Annotated in this window: 11 protein-coding genes; 4 read left to right on the forward strand and 7 right to left on the reverse strand. The window is 54.1% G+C overall.

The window, feature by feature from the left end; translation table 11 throughout:
- Positions 1-127 precede the first annotated feature (127 nt).
- The gene (locus KRAC_RS12100) at positions 128-1381 is read left to right on the forward strand and encodes an MFS transporter (protein WP_007907278.1); all 1254 of its coding nucleotides are present in this window, start codon (positions 128-130) and stop codon (positions 1379-1381) included.
- Between the two features lie 70 nt (positions 1382-1451).
- Here KRAC_RS12100 and KRAC_RS12105 read toward each other — a convergent pair whose 3' ends face one another.
- The 5 genes from KRAC_RS12105 to KRAC_RS12120 all read right to left on the reverse strand — a co-directional run bounded on the left by KRAC_RS12105 (position 1452) and on the right by KRAC_RS12120 (position 7821).
- Complete coding sequence (locus KRAC_RS12105) at positions 1452-2867, reverse strand: MFS transporter (RefSeq protein WP_007907280.1); 1416 nt, start codon at positions 2865-2867, stop codon at positions 1452-1454.
- A gap of 279 nt (positions 2868-3146) precedes the next feature.
- Positions 3147-3410: a WD40 repeat domain-containing protein gene (locus KRAC_RS75865; RefSeq protein ID WP_075164207.1), complete on the reverse strand. Its 264-nt coding sequence runs from the start codon at positions 3408-3410 to the stop codon at positions 3147-3149.
- A 157-nt stretch (positions 3411-3567) separates the two neighbouring features.
- Entirely contained in the window at positions 3568-4770 is a 1203-nt protein-coding gene (locus KRAC_RS12110) for a hypothetical protein (RefSeq protein WP_007907281.1), read from the reverse strand.
- A gap of 348 nt (positions 4771-5118) precedes the next feature.
- On the reverse strand, positions 5119-7122 hold the full coding sequence (locus tag KRAC_RS12115; RefSeq protein ID WP_007907282.1) for an acetoacetate--CoA ligase: 2004 nt from the start codon (positions 7120-7122) through the stop codon (positions 5119-5121).
- Between the two features lie 270 nt (positions 7123-7392).
- Positions 7393-7821 carry an SRPBCC family protein gene (locus tag KRAC_RS12120; protein WP_007907285.1) on the reverse strand — a complete coding sequence of 143 codons (429 nt, stop codon included), beginning with the start codon at positions 7819-7821 and terminating at the stop codon, positions 7393-7395.
- Positions 7822-8298: 477 nt separating this feature from the next.
- Here KRAC_RS12120 and KRAC_RS12125 point away from each other — a divergent pair, with 477 nt between their 5' ends.
- A complete protein-coding gene (locus KRAC_RS12125) occupies positions 8299-9198 on the forward strand; it encodes a SirB1 family protein (protein ID WP_007907287.1) in 900 nt (299 codons plus the stop codon).
- Here the strand turns inward: KRAC_RS12125 and KRAC_RS12130 are convergent.
- Positions 9195-11057, reverse strand: a complete 1863-nt coding sequence (locus KRAC_RS12130; RefSeq protein WP_007907289.1) for a MutS family DNA mismatch repair protein — start codon at positions 11055-11057, stop codon at positions 9195-9197. The genes KRAC_RS12125 and KRAC_RS12130 overlap by 4 nt on opposite strands.
- 248 nt (positions 11058-11305) lie before the next feature.
- On the opposite strand from KRAC_RS12130, the gene KRAC_RS12135 reads away from it, so the two are divergent.
- Together KRAC_RS12135 and KRAC_RS12140 are read left to right on the forward strand one after the other, a co-directional pair.
- The gene (locus KRAC_RS12135; RefSeq protein ID WP_007907295.1) at positions 11306-11980 is read left to right on the forward strand and encodes a carboxylesterase family protein; all 675 of its coding nucleotides are present in this window, start codon (positions 11306-11308) and stop codon (positions 11978-11980) included.
- 35 nt (positions 11981-12015) lie between these two features.
- Entirely contained in the window at positions 12016-12792 is a 777-nt protein-coding gene (locus tag KRAC_RS12140; protein WP_007907297.1) for a 3-hydroxyacyl-CoA dehydrogenase, read from the forward strand.
- On the opposite strand, the gene KRAC_RS12145 is transcribed toward KRAC_RS12140, so the two are convergent.
- Positions 12746-14908: a recombinase family protein gene (locus KRAC_RS12145; protein WP_040442409.1), complete on the reverse strand. Its 2163-nt coding sequence runs from the start codon at positions 14906-14908 to the stop codon at positions 12746-12748. The two genes, KRAC_RS12140 and KRAC_RS12145, sit on opposite strands and share 47 nt — an antisense overlap.
- Positions 14909-15068: the final 160 nt, after the last annotated feature.

Genomic DNA, 15068 nt, shown 5'->3' on the forward strand with positions numbered 1-15068 from the left:
GGGCTGCCAGCATGCTCCGCCTGGCCGTAGTCGTGCTCCTCCCTTTGTTGTGTGCCTCATAAACCAGTCATCTTCACAAAGCTTTTTACTCTTTTCCCTGGATACACAATGAAGGATTTTGCTTTATATGGATCAGATCGATACCTTGCCAGCCAGGCCACCTCAACCCACGGCTAGCTTATGGCGCAATCGCGCCTTCTTGCTCCTCTGGAGCGGGCAGATTGTTTCCGAGACGGGAAGCCAGGTCTCACTTTTCGCACTCCCATTGCTTGTACTCGCCTTTACCAACTCACCTGCTCAGGCTGGCTTTCTCAGCGCCATTCAGTTGCTACCCTACCTGCTCTTTAGCCTGCCCGCGGGCGCACTGGTGGATCGCTGGAACCGTAAGCTGGTCATGCTGGCCTGCGATACGCTGCGCTGGCTCCTCCTGGCCTCTGTGCCTGTGGCCTTCTATCTCGGTCACCTGACGCTACCACAGCTCTATGTCGTGGCCTTCCTCGAAGGGACGGCCAACGTGCTCTTTGGTATCGCTCAGCTCTCGGCCCTGCCACGTGTAGTCGCGCCCAAGGATGTCCCCTCAGCCTATATGCTGAGCGAAATCACCCAGAGTACCGCCACACTGGTTGGCCCCAGTCTTGGAGGTCTGCTGATTCAGTTCGCAGGCGCTACACTGCCAGGTACGATGCTGGCATATATGGCTGATAGCTTCTCTTACCTTGTCTCAGTACTCTCGCTGGGCGGTATTCGTGTGCCTTTTCAGCAGCAACGCGTCGCGCCGCTGCGACAATCACTCCTGCATGAGGTACTTGTGGGATTGCGCTTTCTCTGGCGCCAGCCCCTGCTCCGCTTGATGGCTCTGCTCACGACGCTAATCAATTTTATGCAGGCCGGGATTACCCTGGCGGTGATTCTCCTGGCACGCGATACCCTTCACCTGGACACACTTACCCTGGGTATCGTCATCAGCGCCAACGGGATTGGGGGCCTCCTGGGAGGTGCCATCGCGCCCTGGCTACAAAGGCACCTGGGTATGAGACAAATCATGCTCGGCTCCCTGCTTGGCTGGACACTAGCAAGCACACTGCTAGTATTGAGTTCTGGCTCCTGGATGCTCATCCTTGCGATGGGACTAATCGGCCTGCTCTGGCCTTGCTATGCCGTGGTAGTCGTCTCCTACAGACTCTCGCTTGCCCCCGATGAACTGCTGGGGCGGGTAAATAGTTCGTTTCGCCTGCTCACTTTTGGCATTGAACCCGTGGGCAAGGCGCTCTGGGGCCTCCTGCTCCTCCCTCTGGGCGCCCGTCAGGAGTTAGTCTGGATCGCGCTCGGCCTGGGTCTGATCACGCTCCTTGCCGCCTTTACACCTCTGCGCCGAGCCTGACACATTATCTTTGTATTAGAGGTGTGGTTGGAGGTTAGCAACCTGCGGCTGCTAACCTCCAACCACACCTCTAATACAAACCCTTCTTGGGTGGTTGCAAGAGATCATCGCGATGATAACGCATATAGAGCACACTTAAGAATGAGCACACACCCATTAGAAGCGAGAATTGCATCAGGCCATAGAAACCATGCCAGTCGACAAAGAGTCCGCCTAGCGAGGTCCCAATAAGCTGTCCTATGGCCAGCACCACGGAGTAGAGGCCCATGACCGCTCCCCGCTTACCACGCATCGACTCAGCGATGGCGCTCATCTGCATCAATGCCACAGGAGTAAAACCGCTAAGTAAGAGCACACCCAGGGCGACAATACCTAGCAGGATCAGGACTACCGTAGACTGGTCTGGTACGACATCGCCCATTGTCTCACCCAACCCGTTTATCACCGTTAGTGCGCTTATCGCTATCCCCAGACCCACCAGGCCAATCAGCATCACGGTTGAACGGCGGAAACGCGCGACAAACAACATCCATACGCCCATCCCACAGAGGAAGAGCAGGGCAAAACCTCCCACCCAGAGCGATGACCCCATCTTGCTAAAGCCGCCATAGAGGAGTTGTCCAGGATGGCGCAGAGCCGCCGAGTGTTTAGGATAAGCCAGCATGATGGTGATGAGTACCGCCCACGCTCCCACCAGGGCGTTGACCGAGAACCAGGCAGGCAGGAAGGTCGAGATTCGGCGATAGCGCAGGACCTTAAAACCCTCCAGGAGTGAGCGCCGGGATGTGGTACGTTCCTGAATTTCCACGCTCTCGCGCACACCCAGGAAAATGATGAGTAGCGTGAGCATATATAATGCCGCGACAACCAGGAAGCCCCAGGTATCAAGCGTACTACTGACCTTTCCCGCAAAGGGGATGGCCAGGCCAATGGCCCCCACCGTCACCACCTCAAAGGCCGTCACCGCACGCATACGCAGGCGCTCTGAGCCAATCGTGATATCCGTCAGATAGCCCAGGGTCGCAGGTACATTCATACCAGTTGTCGCGCCCTCCAGCAGGCGTCCAAACAGGATGATCACCAGCAACAATACAAGGTGTGCATTCAAGACATGAACATTTGGATGCGGGTAGAGGCGCGAGGCCAGCAAGAAGCAGAGCGTGGCCATGGTTGCCATTATAGGGGAGAATAAGAGAAATGGGCGTCTACCTACATGATCGGAGAGGCTTCCAACAACAGGCGATAGCAAGAGTTCGGTAATATAGAATGCTTCAAGCACTAGCGCCACTAACGTCGCCGAAGCGAAGCGCTCGCCCAGGTAAAACCCTAAGATGACAAAGCTTGTACGGCCCGCAATACGAATCAGCAGGGTTGAGATAATGGCCGCGATAAGCGAAAAACGTTGCACCGGAAATCGTGACTGTTCCACCGCCCCTGGGGGACCAGAGGCATGCTCTTTATTATCTTTGCTCACATCTGAAATCATTTTCTACCGCTCTCTTTTGTCACAGAACCCACAATGGGGTAAACGTTTTCATGCAGCCTTTTTAGCCGGGATGCCACTTTGTAGCTATACCTGTACAGTTCGCGCTCCTCACCCCATCCTCCACTCTTCTCATAATATACGCAGATTCATATTCTCTTTGCTGCAATCCACATAATACATGTACTTGTCAGGGGCAAAAAAAGTTGTACGCGAAGGAAGCTATCCCACTAACGCCTTAGACATCCCAGGTAGCTGTTAAGTTCATCGTAACGCGGTATGCTAACTCAGCGACCAGACCTTGACCGTCTTGTCCCAGGAGCCAGAGGCAAGATATTTGCCATCGGGCGACCAGGAAGGCGCATTGATATTACCTTTGTGTCCCTTGTATGCCAGGGTACTACCACCCGTGGCGGCATCCCAGTATGCTCGCCCAGGTAGACCTCGGCAAACCCGCCCTGTCCCAACAGGCTTACCAGGCGATAATTTCCAAACTGCTGACCTGTACGCTCGGCCATGCGTCAACCCCTTACTCTTGAAGAGCACAAGGTATTTCTTAAGGAACTACACTTCTTCTACAGAAAACAACTTCTGACACTAATATTTTCCTCATGCTACCAATCCGCAACCAATCGTCAAGTACCTGAACAATAACATCTAGACTGTTCAATTCACCTTTGGTGTCTATTTGTTAGCCTGGAAATCAGGCAAGCTTCCATACTTTCGCGTCGCGAAAGAGCACCTGCGTCTCGTTCTTCTGGGTATACACTGCTACGCCTATCTGGCCCTGCGTCAGGGTAGCATCCTCGACCGATGCCAGAAGCTGATGATTGGCAAAGAGACGAAGCGTGGAACCAGCAGCCGCAACGGCAATTTGATTATCGCCACCTGGCTTAAACTGGCTGCTGCTACCAGTATAAAGAGAGCGTGGAGGGACATTGCGCCCGGTGTAGACAAGCAGGGTATAACTGCCATTGCTATTAAAGATAAAGGCGTAGTATTTGTAGCCGGCATCATCGCCACGGAAGGTTAAGCCAGCGATCTCACCCTTCGTTATCCGCATAGTGAGTTGATAGGTAAAGTTGGTAAACGCGGTCTTGAGCGCCGGGCAGGTATAATAGGTATTTGCCTCTGGCTCGCGTGCCTGGTAGGCGCCAGCGGCAAATGTACAGTAGCGGTCCTCCTGCCAGCCATGTTTCTGGCTATTATCCTTAAGGGTATCAGTCAGCACCAGGTCTTTACTAAAGGGATAGGCTGACGCCAGGGCAGTGGCCTGGGCATTGACTGTGGGCGTCACTACCTGGTCCTTTGGCGTATTTATCTGGTGGGCAATGTGCATATAACTATACACGTAGTAGCTCAAGCCACCAAGCAGTAGCACACCTAGCAACAGCCCCAGCAGCAGCGGTTTCTTCTTTTTCTGACCCCAGGGCGAGGGAGGAACAGCAGAACTGGTCAGGGGCGTTAGAGGAGGTGGACTGATTGAGGGCTGGCGGGCCTCGCTCTGGCTATAAGCAATATTCTGGGGCACATAGAGAGGTTCGGGAGTTGGATTAAATCCAGGAACAGGTGGAAACGATGGTGCTGGTGAAGAAGCGGCCTGCGAGGATGCATTCTCTGGTGAGAAGTCCCATGAACCATAATTGCCAGGCAATGGTGAATCAAGGCTGGTTCCATATCCAGACTCTACCTGACCACGCCACGCCATTCCCTGTGGGGGCATACCGGGTGCTCCTGATGGCTCATAGAAACCTGGAATAGTTTCCTCGCGCGGAATCTGCGCACCCTGCTTCTGGAAAGGCTGTTGCCCTATCTCCGATGGACGCAAGCGCGCGCCAAAGCGCTTTATACGCGCGTGACCATTTGTGGTTGAATTGGGGCCTGGTGAATTCGGCTCGTAACCCATACCTACTCCATCTCTCTACTAATTACCTGAATGCCCCCATCAAATCGGCTGACGAGCGGCGCATCGCGGAGGAATATACTTGCTGACAGGCATTTTGCTATACGTCACGCGTAGTATAGCACAACGCCCGGGAAAGTCTGTAGCAAGAGGGACGTTCTTCCCATCACCCTGCGCCGCACGGCTCTAAATGAGCATCTGCGTCCACTTTACCTGTTCCCATTTCTCGCTAACCGGGATAAAGCAGGCTTCGCGCCTGGGGCGCTCGCCTTGATTATGAGATGTAGTGCATTGTGGGGAGCCGCAGGCTCCTCACAATGCACTACATCTGAGGACCATTTGAAGTTATGCTTATACAACCGTATCCTCGCGTCGCGCCACCACCGTCTGCGCGAAGTCTACGAAGTAGGTCAGCGCCTGGGGGTTACTCAGGGCATCCACGCTGGCGGCCTTCTCAACAGGGATACCCATAAAGAGCTTCTTGATCGGTACCTCAAGCTTTTTCCCGCTCAGAGTGCGCGGCACCTCGGGAATCTGCTGAATCTCATCGGGTACGTGATGGGGCGAGACAGCTGAGCGAAGCTGCGTTTTAATCCTCGCCTTCAGGCTCTCGTCCAGTTCAACGCCCTCGCGCAAGACCACAAAGAGAGGCATGTAATAGTGTCCACCCGGCATCTCCACGCCGATAATCAGGCTATCAAGCACCTCTGGGAGGCTCTCAACCACGCGATAGATCTCGCTGCTGCCCATCCGAATACCCTGCCGGTTGATGGTGGAGTCGGAACGGCCATAAATAATGGCGCCACCCGAGGGCGTAATTTTGATCCAGTCACCGTGGCGCCAGACGTCAGGATAAAGCGAGAAGTAGCTCTCGCGATACCGCTCATAGTTGGGATCGTTCCAGAAGTAGAGTGGCATGGAGGGCAGCGGATTCGTAATCACAAGCTCGCCAACCTCGTCAATCAGTGCATTTCCAGCTTCATCAAAGGCTTCAATCTTCGCGCCGAGCATACGACACTGAAGCTCACCCGCATACACGGGGAGCAGGGGCGAGCAGCCCACAAAGGCGGAACACACATCCGTGCCACCACTAACTGAGGCCAGCCAGAGGTCGGACTTGACATGCTCATAGATCCAGCGGAACCCCTCGGGCGTCAGCGGCGAACCCGTCGAACCTACAGTTCGCAGATGACGCAAATCATAGGTCTGACCTGGCTCGATACCACTCTTCATACAGCTTGAAATATAGGCCGCACTGGTGCCAAAGGTTGTCATCTGTGTATCTGCGGCAAACTGCCACAATGTTTCCATGTCCGGGTAAGCCGGGCTACCATCGTAGAGTAAGACCGTTGCCCCTACCAGCAGACCACCGAGCAGCAGATTCCACATCATCCAGCCCGTGGTTGAAAACCAGAATAAGCGATCGCCTGGCTTTATATCCTTATCCAGCGTCAGGCACTTCAGGTGTTCCAGGAGAATACCACCATGGCCATGAACAATGGGCTTAGGCAGGCCAGTGGTTCCCGAAGAATAGAGAATCCACAGCGGATGATCAAAGGGAACTTGCTCAAATCGCAAGGGAGCAGGCTTCGCGGCCAGTTCCTGCCAGGAGAGGGTATTTGACAGCGCCGCAGGTTGGGTTCCCTGCTCGCCAAAGAGGTAGGAATAGAGCACAGTATGCTCTACGCTCGGCAGCGACTCTTGCAGTTCCGCGACAATGGAGCGGCGATCAAAACGCTTGCCACCATATTGATATCCATCGATGGCAAATAAGACCTTTGGCTCAATCTGCTTAAAGCGGTCGATGACACTATTGGTGCCAAAATCGGGCGAGCAGCTTGACCAGACGGCGCCTATGCTGGCACATGCCAGAAAGGCCATCGCCGTTTCGGGGATATTAGGCATATAGCCCACGACACGGTCGCCAGGTTTTACGCCTAGATCCCTCAAGGCCTGGGCGATGGCGCCAACCTTTTGCGCCAGTTCCGCCCATGAGACACTAACGAGTTCGTGCCGTTCAGAGCGAAAAAGGAGGGCTGGGTGTGCCTCGGTGGCGTTGCGGAAGGCATGTTCCGCATAATTGAGACGCGCACCGGGAAACCATTGCGCCCCTGGCATCACACGTTGGTGCAAGATAGTTGTATAGGGGGTCGATGCCTGAAGTGAAAAATATTCCCAGAGAGAACCCCAAAAGGCTTCAATCTCATTCGCGGACCATTCCCAGAGCGCTTCGCGCGTCTGAAAATGCAGCCCCTTCTTCTCCTGCAACCAGCGCATATACTGGGTGACGTTGGCCTGTTGCTTCACTGCTTCCGAGGGTTCCCAGAGAGGTTGGCTTTCAAATACGCTTTCCATACACTCGCTCACTGCCTTTCCCTTGCTCGCTTGCATCATTGCTAAGCGATCAGCTACCACGATGTCTCTAGCTCACGCGTAGCAGCAAATCCACTGACTGAACGCGTAGAATTGATCTCAGCATCATTATAACATGCACCTCTGGTACCGCAGGGGAAGTACCTTCGCGCCTGCGGCACTCAGGGTAAGTGTGTATGGGTGCATGGCACGGGCGTTCGCCCGTGCCATGCACCCATACACACTTACCAAGGCGAGCTTGCGAGACAATGCTCAGGCTTTTTCTAAGTTCTTTTTGAGCTTGTGAACCTGGGCATTGATCTGCTTATCAAGCATGGTGGAGACCAGGCCGCGCGCGAATTTCAGCATTCCTCCTGGTTCGCCCACGCCCATCATGGTAACCCGCGTACCGCTCTCGATTGGTTCGAAGATGATCGTCGTCTCTAGATTCACGGGTCCGGTCAGGCTTTTAAAGCCAAACAGCCTGGGCACCTCGTAGTGCGTTACCTCTGTGGTAAACTCCATACGCTGATTTAGGAACTCGCCCGCCTGGAGAAAGCGTGCCCCGACGCCCATGGGAACATCATTAACCGGGCGAATTTCGCGTGCAGGTGTCCATTCCGTGACCTTGCACATATCCGTCACGTAGGTAAATACCTCCTCGACCGGACGGTTGATCAGAACGGTCTTCACTACTCGCACAGCGTCTCCTCCTGCTTCTCTTGCGCTATCCAGTTTTGCTTGTCACGTGCCAGAGTCCTGCACAAAATTATACTACCTGTATCCACATGCCTCATATTCTCCAGCTATGCTCCCCGTTCCGCGCCAATCCGCCCGTTTTTATTGCAACCAGAGACACATCCCCAGGGATATGTATGCACCGCGACCTCTTTCCGCGTACTAATACTATACAGAATCCAAAAGAGGTATTTTCTATGAAACGAGATATATTTATCAAAAGCAGCGAGCTAACACATATACACGTTATGAGCTTGACTCCTCGCGCCTGCGTGTGCCTCTGATAGAACTGAGCTATTTCATGGTATACTTGGCTATATCAAAGTCCTCTAATGCGGTCAAACGTAGTCGTGTGGCGTAGGCGAAAGTACCAGGGCTACCTGGTACACAGGTCCCTTCCAGCTTGCAACCCATAAGTGGGTATGCTTTAATGCCCTGAGTATGGCAGAGAGATTTTCGCGGGAAAGCCCACAACAACGCATCTATACTGCGTTCGCATCGCTTCTCGCCCAGGAAGATGCCGCCATAGACCTGGTGGAAGCGGCCCTTCTCATTGCGAAGCTGGTGTATCCAGAAGTAGATATTGCATGCTATCAATCACAGCTCGACGCCCTCGCGCGGCGGGTCCGGGGAATCCTTGGCCTTTCTCCAACCCTCCCTTTAAATGCCATGCCCACCTCACCCGAACGCAAGCCACATGAGTTTCTCCAGGCTCTCAATCAGGTCATCTTTGCAGAGGAGGGCTTCTGCGGCAACTCCGGCGACTATAATAATCCCGACAATAGCTATCTCAATAAAGTCCTGGATAACCGCGCCGGAATCCCCCTTACGCTCTCACTTGTCTATATTGAAGTCGCGCGCCGCGCTGGTCTCTCCATCGAGGGCATTGGCCTGCCCTATCACTTTATCTCACGCTGCCAGTATGGCGAAGAAACCTACTACATCGATGCCTTCCACCAGGGACGCCTGCTTAGTGAGCAGGAGTGTATAGAGCTGGTGCGCCGGATCGCCCATCGCCCACTCAAGTTACATCATCACTGGTTTGAGCCTGTCCTGCGTAAGCAAATGCTGGGGCGCATGCTCAATAACCTCAAACGCATCTACCTGGAGCGCGATGCCTACGAGCCAGCTCTGGCGATCTATGAGCTCATGGTCTTGCTCCATCCTCAATCCGCCATTCATCGCCGCGAGCGCGGCCTGCTTCACCTGCAACTTAAGCACTATGGCCGCGCCCTGCATGACCTGATGGCCTATCGCGAACTGGCTCCGGAGGCAAAAGACCGCTATGAGGTCCTCAACTATATCAAGATGATACGCCAGGCCATCGCGATGATGAACTAGCGCACGTCGACCTCCTCCACGGGAAGCCCCTCCATCTGCATAATCTTGAGCGCGTTGGTCGTAGGACAGGGGCCGGTGCGTAGCTTATAATCAAAGACCATCTGCCCCTCAACCACCTCCTCGCGGAAGTGATAGTTCTTCAGGTCGTGGACCGCCTCCTCCAGGTGGACCAGTTCCAGGTCATGGGTAGAGATCGCACCTAAGCAGTCATGACCCACAATGGCACGCACAAACGCCCGGCTACCGCTGAGGCGCTCCCGGTTATTGGTGCCCTTAAAGATCTCGTCGATCAAGAAGAAGAGAGGATAGGGAGAAGACTGCTCCAGCGCATCTAGCAACTGACGCAGGCGCCTGACTTCAGCGTAGAAGTAGGAGTAGCCATCCGTCACCGAGTCGTTGACGCGGATGCAGGTAAAGAGACGAAACAGGCGCGTTGTCAGCGCGCTGGCACAGACAGGTCCCCCCGCATAAGCCAGGCAGAGATTGACGCCCAGTGTGCGCAAAAAGGTGCTCTTGCCCGCCATATTGGAGCCTGTCAGAATATCCACTTCGCCCAGCCTATGAAAAGCGAAATCATTGGTCACACGAACACGATCCTGGATAAGCGGATGCCCAAGGGAGTGCGCGCTAAAGAGCGTTGCCTTCTCCTGTGTAAGCTGATCATTCGCCAGCACTTCGGGCAGGATATACTCTGGATTGAGGTAGGCAAAGGTCGCGAGCGCGTTTAAAGCCTCCAGATCAAACCAGGTATCCAGCCAGCCAGGAAGGAATTTGACGATCTGCTCTTTGTACTGGCCCAGGCGATAGGCGCAGTATGCATCCCATGGCAAAAAGAGATTCACCAGCAGCCAGAGCAGCCCATTAGCCTTCAAACCCGCCGCAGAGGAGATGCGACCAATGCCGCGTAGCACGCGTGAGGGTCGATTCTCGCCCTGCTGCTGAAAGGCCGCGCATAAACGCGCCAAATGCTGGTTGTGCCCATAGGAGTAGTTCTCCAGGAAGCCAAAGACCGACCCTAGCGCCCCAAAGTTGTCGCTCATGTAGCCCGCATCTTCGAAGATATTGCCCCTGATCTTCTGCGTGAGCGCGAGGAAAAAGATCCCACCAAAGAAGGTCAGCACCCAGAGGGCAGGCGTACTAGTGACCACGCTCGCCACCAGGTCTATAAGCGTAAAGGCATTCAAAACGAGCGAGGCCCATAGCAGAGGGCGCACGCCTTTAGAGGGCGGATTACGCTTTAGCCAGTCGACAAGCTCCTGCCCCTGCACCTGGCCGGTCTTACCTTTTGTCGCGATCAGCGAAAAGAGCACCAGCTTATCACGGAAACGGCTCAACGGACGCAGTTCCTCAACCAGCGCCTGGCGTGTCCGTATACACTCCAGATCCGGCTCTGTTGCCAGAAGCCACGAGCGCAGGCGCTCGCTCCCCTCGCGGGAGAAGGACATGTCCAGCAGGCGATGCAGCGAGTATTTCCCTGTCACATCCAGGTCAAACTCAAAGGGATGATCCTCCTGCCCGCTTGCGGGAGCGGGAGCCGGTATATGCTCCCAGTCCAGTCTAGCGCGCGCCAGATGCGTCGATTTGATCAAGAGCCAGGCCTTGTGGCGCGCCAGGCTTCTATCGACCTGGCTATGGTAATAAGCGGCAACGCCAAAGGCCAGCAGGCTGAGCACCCCCAGGATAATCCCCAGCCACCAGAGCAAAAAGCCTACCACCAGGCTAACAGCCAGGCCTCCAAAGAAAATAAACAGCCGTATCCACGAGTAGCGATTGCTACGCGCGTCTAATTGTTCTATATGACGCTGTACCCGCTGAAGCTGCCGCTCCAATAGGTGTACACGCTCCTCTTTCTTCTCCACGCGTTCGATCCTTAGAAAATGAGTACACAAACGTACGCTTTATAGGGCAGTCTAGCACTCCTGTACCTCAGGCACAAGCCGTCAGGCACGGCTCATACGTTAGACGCTATACCACTTGTACTGTCGCCTTCGTATATGATAAGAATAGAGTGCAACAGTATAGTGATCCATAAAAAACGCCGTTGGTAACGATGTGCCCCATAGTGGGTGGATCGTTCCAACATCAACCTCCTATGGAGAACCGATTCATGCACAGCATACAACAGGAAGAGACCCTGCACGATACCGCAACCAATGCAGTCCGCCTGCGCTATCTACTTCACCTTCCCGATAGCTACGAGATGTTAGCGGGGACGCGCTGGCCGCTCGTGCTCTTTTTGCATGGGGTGGGTGAGCGCGGGGACAATCTGGACCTGCTCAAAAAGTATGGTCCGCCCAGGCAGGTTGAAGAAGGAGAACGCTTCCCTTTCATTCTGATCTCGCCTCAATGTCCAGACAACACCTCCTGGTCCGCGAAACAGGAAGACTTGATCGCCCTGCTGGATGAGGTAACCCAGACCTACTCGGTCGATACCAATCGCGTCTACGCGACGGGCGTCAGCATGGGAGGGTATGGTACCTGGGAGTTGGTGGCGGCCTACCCCGAGCACTTCGCAGCTGCCATCCCTATCTGTGGCGGAGGTGATCCAACTACGGTGGCCAACATGCGCGATGTACCAGTCTGGGCCTTCCATGGCGCCAAAGATACGGTCATCCCTCTCAGGGCGAGTCAAACCATGATTGACGCGCTTGAGCAAGCAGGCGGAAAAGTCAAGTTGACTATCTATCCCGAGGCTGGACATGATAGCTGGACGCCGGCCTATGCTGATCCACAACTCTATTCCTGGCTTCTTGAGCACAGCAAAGTAGCTGAAACGCGCTAAATTTTTTATTATCCAAGGAAGGAAAGGGAGCAACCATGCAGATTGCCAACAAAGGAGTTATCGTCACTGGCGGAGCCTCGGGTCTGGGGGCCGCCTGCGTGCGCCTGCTCGCAGGCGAGGGCGCTAAAGTGACGATCCTCGACTTCAACGCCGAAACCGGCCGGGCTCTAGCGAGCGAGCTAGGGAGCACGGTCATATTTAGCCAAACCGATGTCACCAATGAAGAGCAGGTACAGACCGCGATTCAGGCCGCGCAGGCTCACAGTGGCGAGATCAATATCGCCATCAACTGCGCGGGCATCGGCATCGCTGAAAAGGTCCTGAGCAAACGCGGCATTCACTCGCTCGCCAACTTCAGCAAGGTCATCTCCGTCAACCTTATCGGCACCTTTAACGTCATCCGCCTGGCGGCGGCGGCCATGAGCGAGAATCAGCCCGTGGGAGACGACGGTGAGCGCGGAGTGATTATCAATACCGCCTCGGTCGCGGCCTTCGAGGGTCAAATTGGCCAGGCCGCCTACTCGGCCTCCAAAGGCGGAATCGTGGGCATGACTCTGCCCATTGCGCGCGAACTGTCCAGCCTGGGCATTCGCGTCATGACCATCGCTCCCGGCATCTTTGACACCCCACTCATGGCGGGTCTTCCCGAAGCTGCCCGCATCTCGCTTGGCCAGCAGGTTCCCTTCCCCTCGCGCCTGGGCCGCCCCGACGAGTACGCCGCCCTCGCCAAACATATCATCGAGAACACCATGCTCAATGGCGAGGTCATTCGCCTGGACGGTGCGATCCGTCTGGATTGGAATCGCCGTTAAAGTAACCCTCGTCGATGTCAAGGTAACTGATTTCATCGAGCGGGAGCCACCAGTGAGCGGAAAGCTCGCCCCTCAGCGTGCTTTTCGCAAGCTCGTTGGCAATTTCCTGCATACGCTCTTTCTGTTCAGGTTCATCTACCAGGTTTGCCACCGATTCCAGATCCTGCCAGCTCATGGTTCGGTGGTAAACATTCACATGCGCCCTGCCCTGGCGGGGAATGGCGCGGCGGATGCCATGCTCTATAGCCCTGTCGCATATTCTGTACCATGAAAAGCGCGGGAAGGCGCTCATTAGCTCTGTTTGCGAGGCGACGGGATAAAGGGAAAACAACAAAGCATCCTCTTCGGGAGTCCACGCATCGTTCGTATTCGGCATGGTTCCCCGCCAGATTAAGGCGACATCGGGGTGTAGAGCTATTCCGGCCTCCCATTCGATGTGCAAAAGAAGGAGATGGCTGGATACAATATTCAGCTTTATTTCCCTGATGACTTTGCGTATCATCTTTTTTTGCTGTTCGGTGTCTAATTTCTTGTATTCCACGGGGAGGTGTGAAAGCACATAATAAAAATTAGGAATGACGCGCTCAGGATCTTCTTTTTCGCTCTGCGTTTTTTGTTTCTTCAGCAGGTTTTCAAGGGAGAATTCAGCCTCAGCCAGTTGCGTGATATACCGCCCCTCCGTTTGTTTGCTCAGAGGCCGCGCCGGATTGGTGAGCAGGTTATCCAGATGCTTTATCTGAGCCTCTGCTTTTTCTATCTGCGTTTTGAGCAACTGCGACTCGCCGACCAGATCCGTTTTCTGGCTTTCCCAGAAAGATTTTATCCGGTTGCTTATTTCGCTGTCATACAGCACCAGATCGCAAAGGCGATTTAAGACAATATCATCCAGTTCCTTACAAGGAATAGACCAGGCGGCTTTTGTCTGAAGAATGCCGATACGATTACTTCCATACATTTCCGCGCCCTGATAGCAGGCATAACGGCTTTTCACAGTTTTATTGATACTATTATCAATGGAGAAGCTTACCGCGCCATCATCGCTTTTAAGAAAGCCATGCAGCACTGCGTCAGATTCCCATTGTTTGGTGTGCTTTCTGGAACGCCTGCTGTCTTTCCACCGATCAAAGGGGTTCCCGTCTGGGTAATGGCCGGTAATGGCGGCATAGGAAGGCGCGAGCAAATCCATAGGTACTGCCGCCTCGAATACGCCCGCCAGCAGGATTTCATTGCCTAATTCGTCTTTTCCGATTTTGGCGTATCCGGCCAGCGTTAAATTGCTCAGGTAATGCTTTATGGAATCCAGGCTCGTGAATGTATATCCCTCTTTCGCTTTCGTCATAATGGTGGGGAAATTATACTTTTGCAGGTCTTCAGCCGAGGGGTAAGGAAACAGGCATGGGCGGCTTTCGATATAGCGCGCTATGTATGCAAGTGAAAAATCGTTATCAATAAACTGCCTGAAAATTTCAATCGAAGTATCCAGCCACGGGCGGTAAATGATAGGACGCTGCTCGTCTTTCCATGCAGCCCGGTCAATCGCATAAGGTGCGGGCAGATGGCCGCCGCCATAAAGCCCGCGCTGAACCTTCTGCTGGCGTGTTTCGTTCAGGTACAATATTTGCGTGGTGAGGTAGTTATAGGCATCCTGCATCTCCTTCTGGAATGCCTGCAAGTCTTTTGTTTTGGTAAAGTCATACACCGTGCGTCCCGGCACGATAAGCTTCAGCTTTTTCTTCTCGGCAAGCTCGGTGAACATACTCACATTGCGGAAGTGCTTATCCCTGAATAGACGATCCCCACGAGCTACTACAACACTTCCGATAACGTCGTTGGCTATATCGAGATAAAGTTTGGAAAGTTTCGGACGCTCATCGTATCCCTTTGTACCACTGATGCCAGCACCTTCATCATACAGTACAATATCATCTTCATCACCCCTTACCGCCATTGCGACATTTATCATCTTTTCCTGCCTCAGACGGCCTTCATAATGGTTCTTGCCAGACTTTTTTCTTGATTGCCGAATAAGCACTCCAGTTTTCCTGCTAAGATCAACGCTAATCCCGGTTAAGTCGTATTCTGTTTCCTGTGCGGATTGCAGAATCTTGATAGCCACTGACGTCACCCAATCCTTTCACCCAAAACGCCGCAGGATGCCCCTGCCCTTTCAGGCATGGGGAGGAATGCGGCGTTCCTTTGTCGGTGGCTTGGGTGGAATACGCCGTAGACATGCTCTCATCTGCTCATGTATTGTTGACAGTCAGATGAAAACTATG

The organism is Ktedonobacter racemifer DSM 44963, assembly GCF_000178855.1.
Lineage (GTDB): Bacteria > Chloroflexota > Ktedonobacteria > Ktedonobacterales > Ktedonobacteraceae > Ktedonobacter > Ktedonobacter racemifer.

Coding starts and splice junctions, on each gene's coding strand:
- KRAC_RS12100 (WP_007907278.1), top strand. CDS start 128: ATGGATCAGATCGATACCTTGCCAGCCAGGCCACCTCAACCCACGGCT.
- KRAC_RS12105 (WP_007907280.1), bottom strand. CDS start 2,867: ATGATTTCAGATGTGAGCAAAGATAATAAAGAGCATGCCTCTGGTCCC.
- KRAC_RS12110 (WP_007907281.1), bottom strand. CDS start 4,770: ATGGGTTACGAGCCGAATTCACCAGGCCCCAATTCAACCACAAATGGT.
- KRAC_RS12115 (WP_007907282.1), bottom strand. CDS start 7,122: ATGGAAAGCGTATTTGAAAGCCAACCTCTCTGGGAACCCTCGGAAGCA.
- KRAC_RS12125 (WP_007907287.1), top strand. CDS start 8,299: ATGGCAGAGAGATTTTCGCGGGAAAGCCCACAACAACGCATCTATACT.
- KRAC_RS12135 (WP_007907295.1), top strand. CDS start 11,306: ATGCACAGCATACAACAGGAAGAGACCCTGCACGATACCGCAACCAAT.
- KRAC_RS12140 (WP_007907297.1), top strand. CDS start 12,016: ATGCAGATTGCCAACAAAGGAGTTATCGTCACTGGCGGAGCCTCGGGT.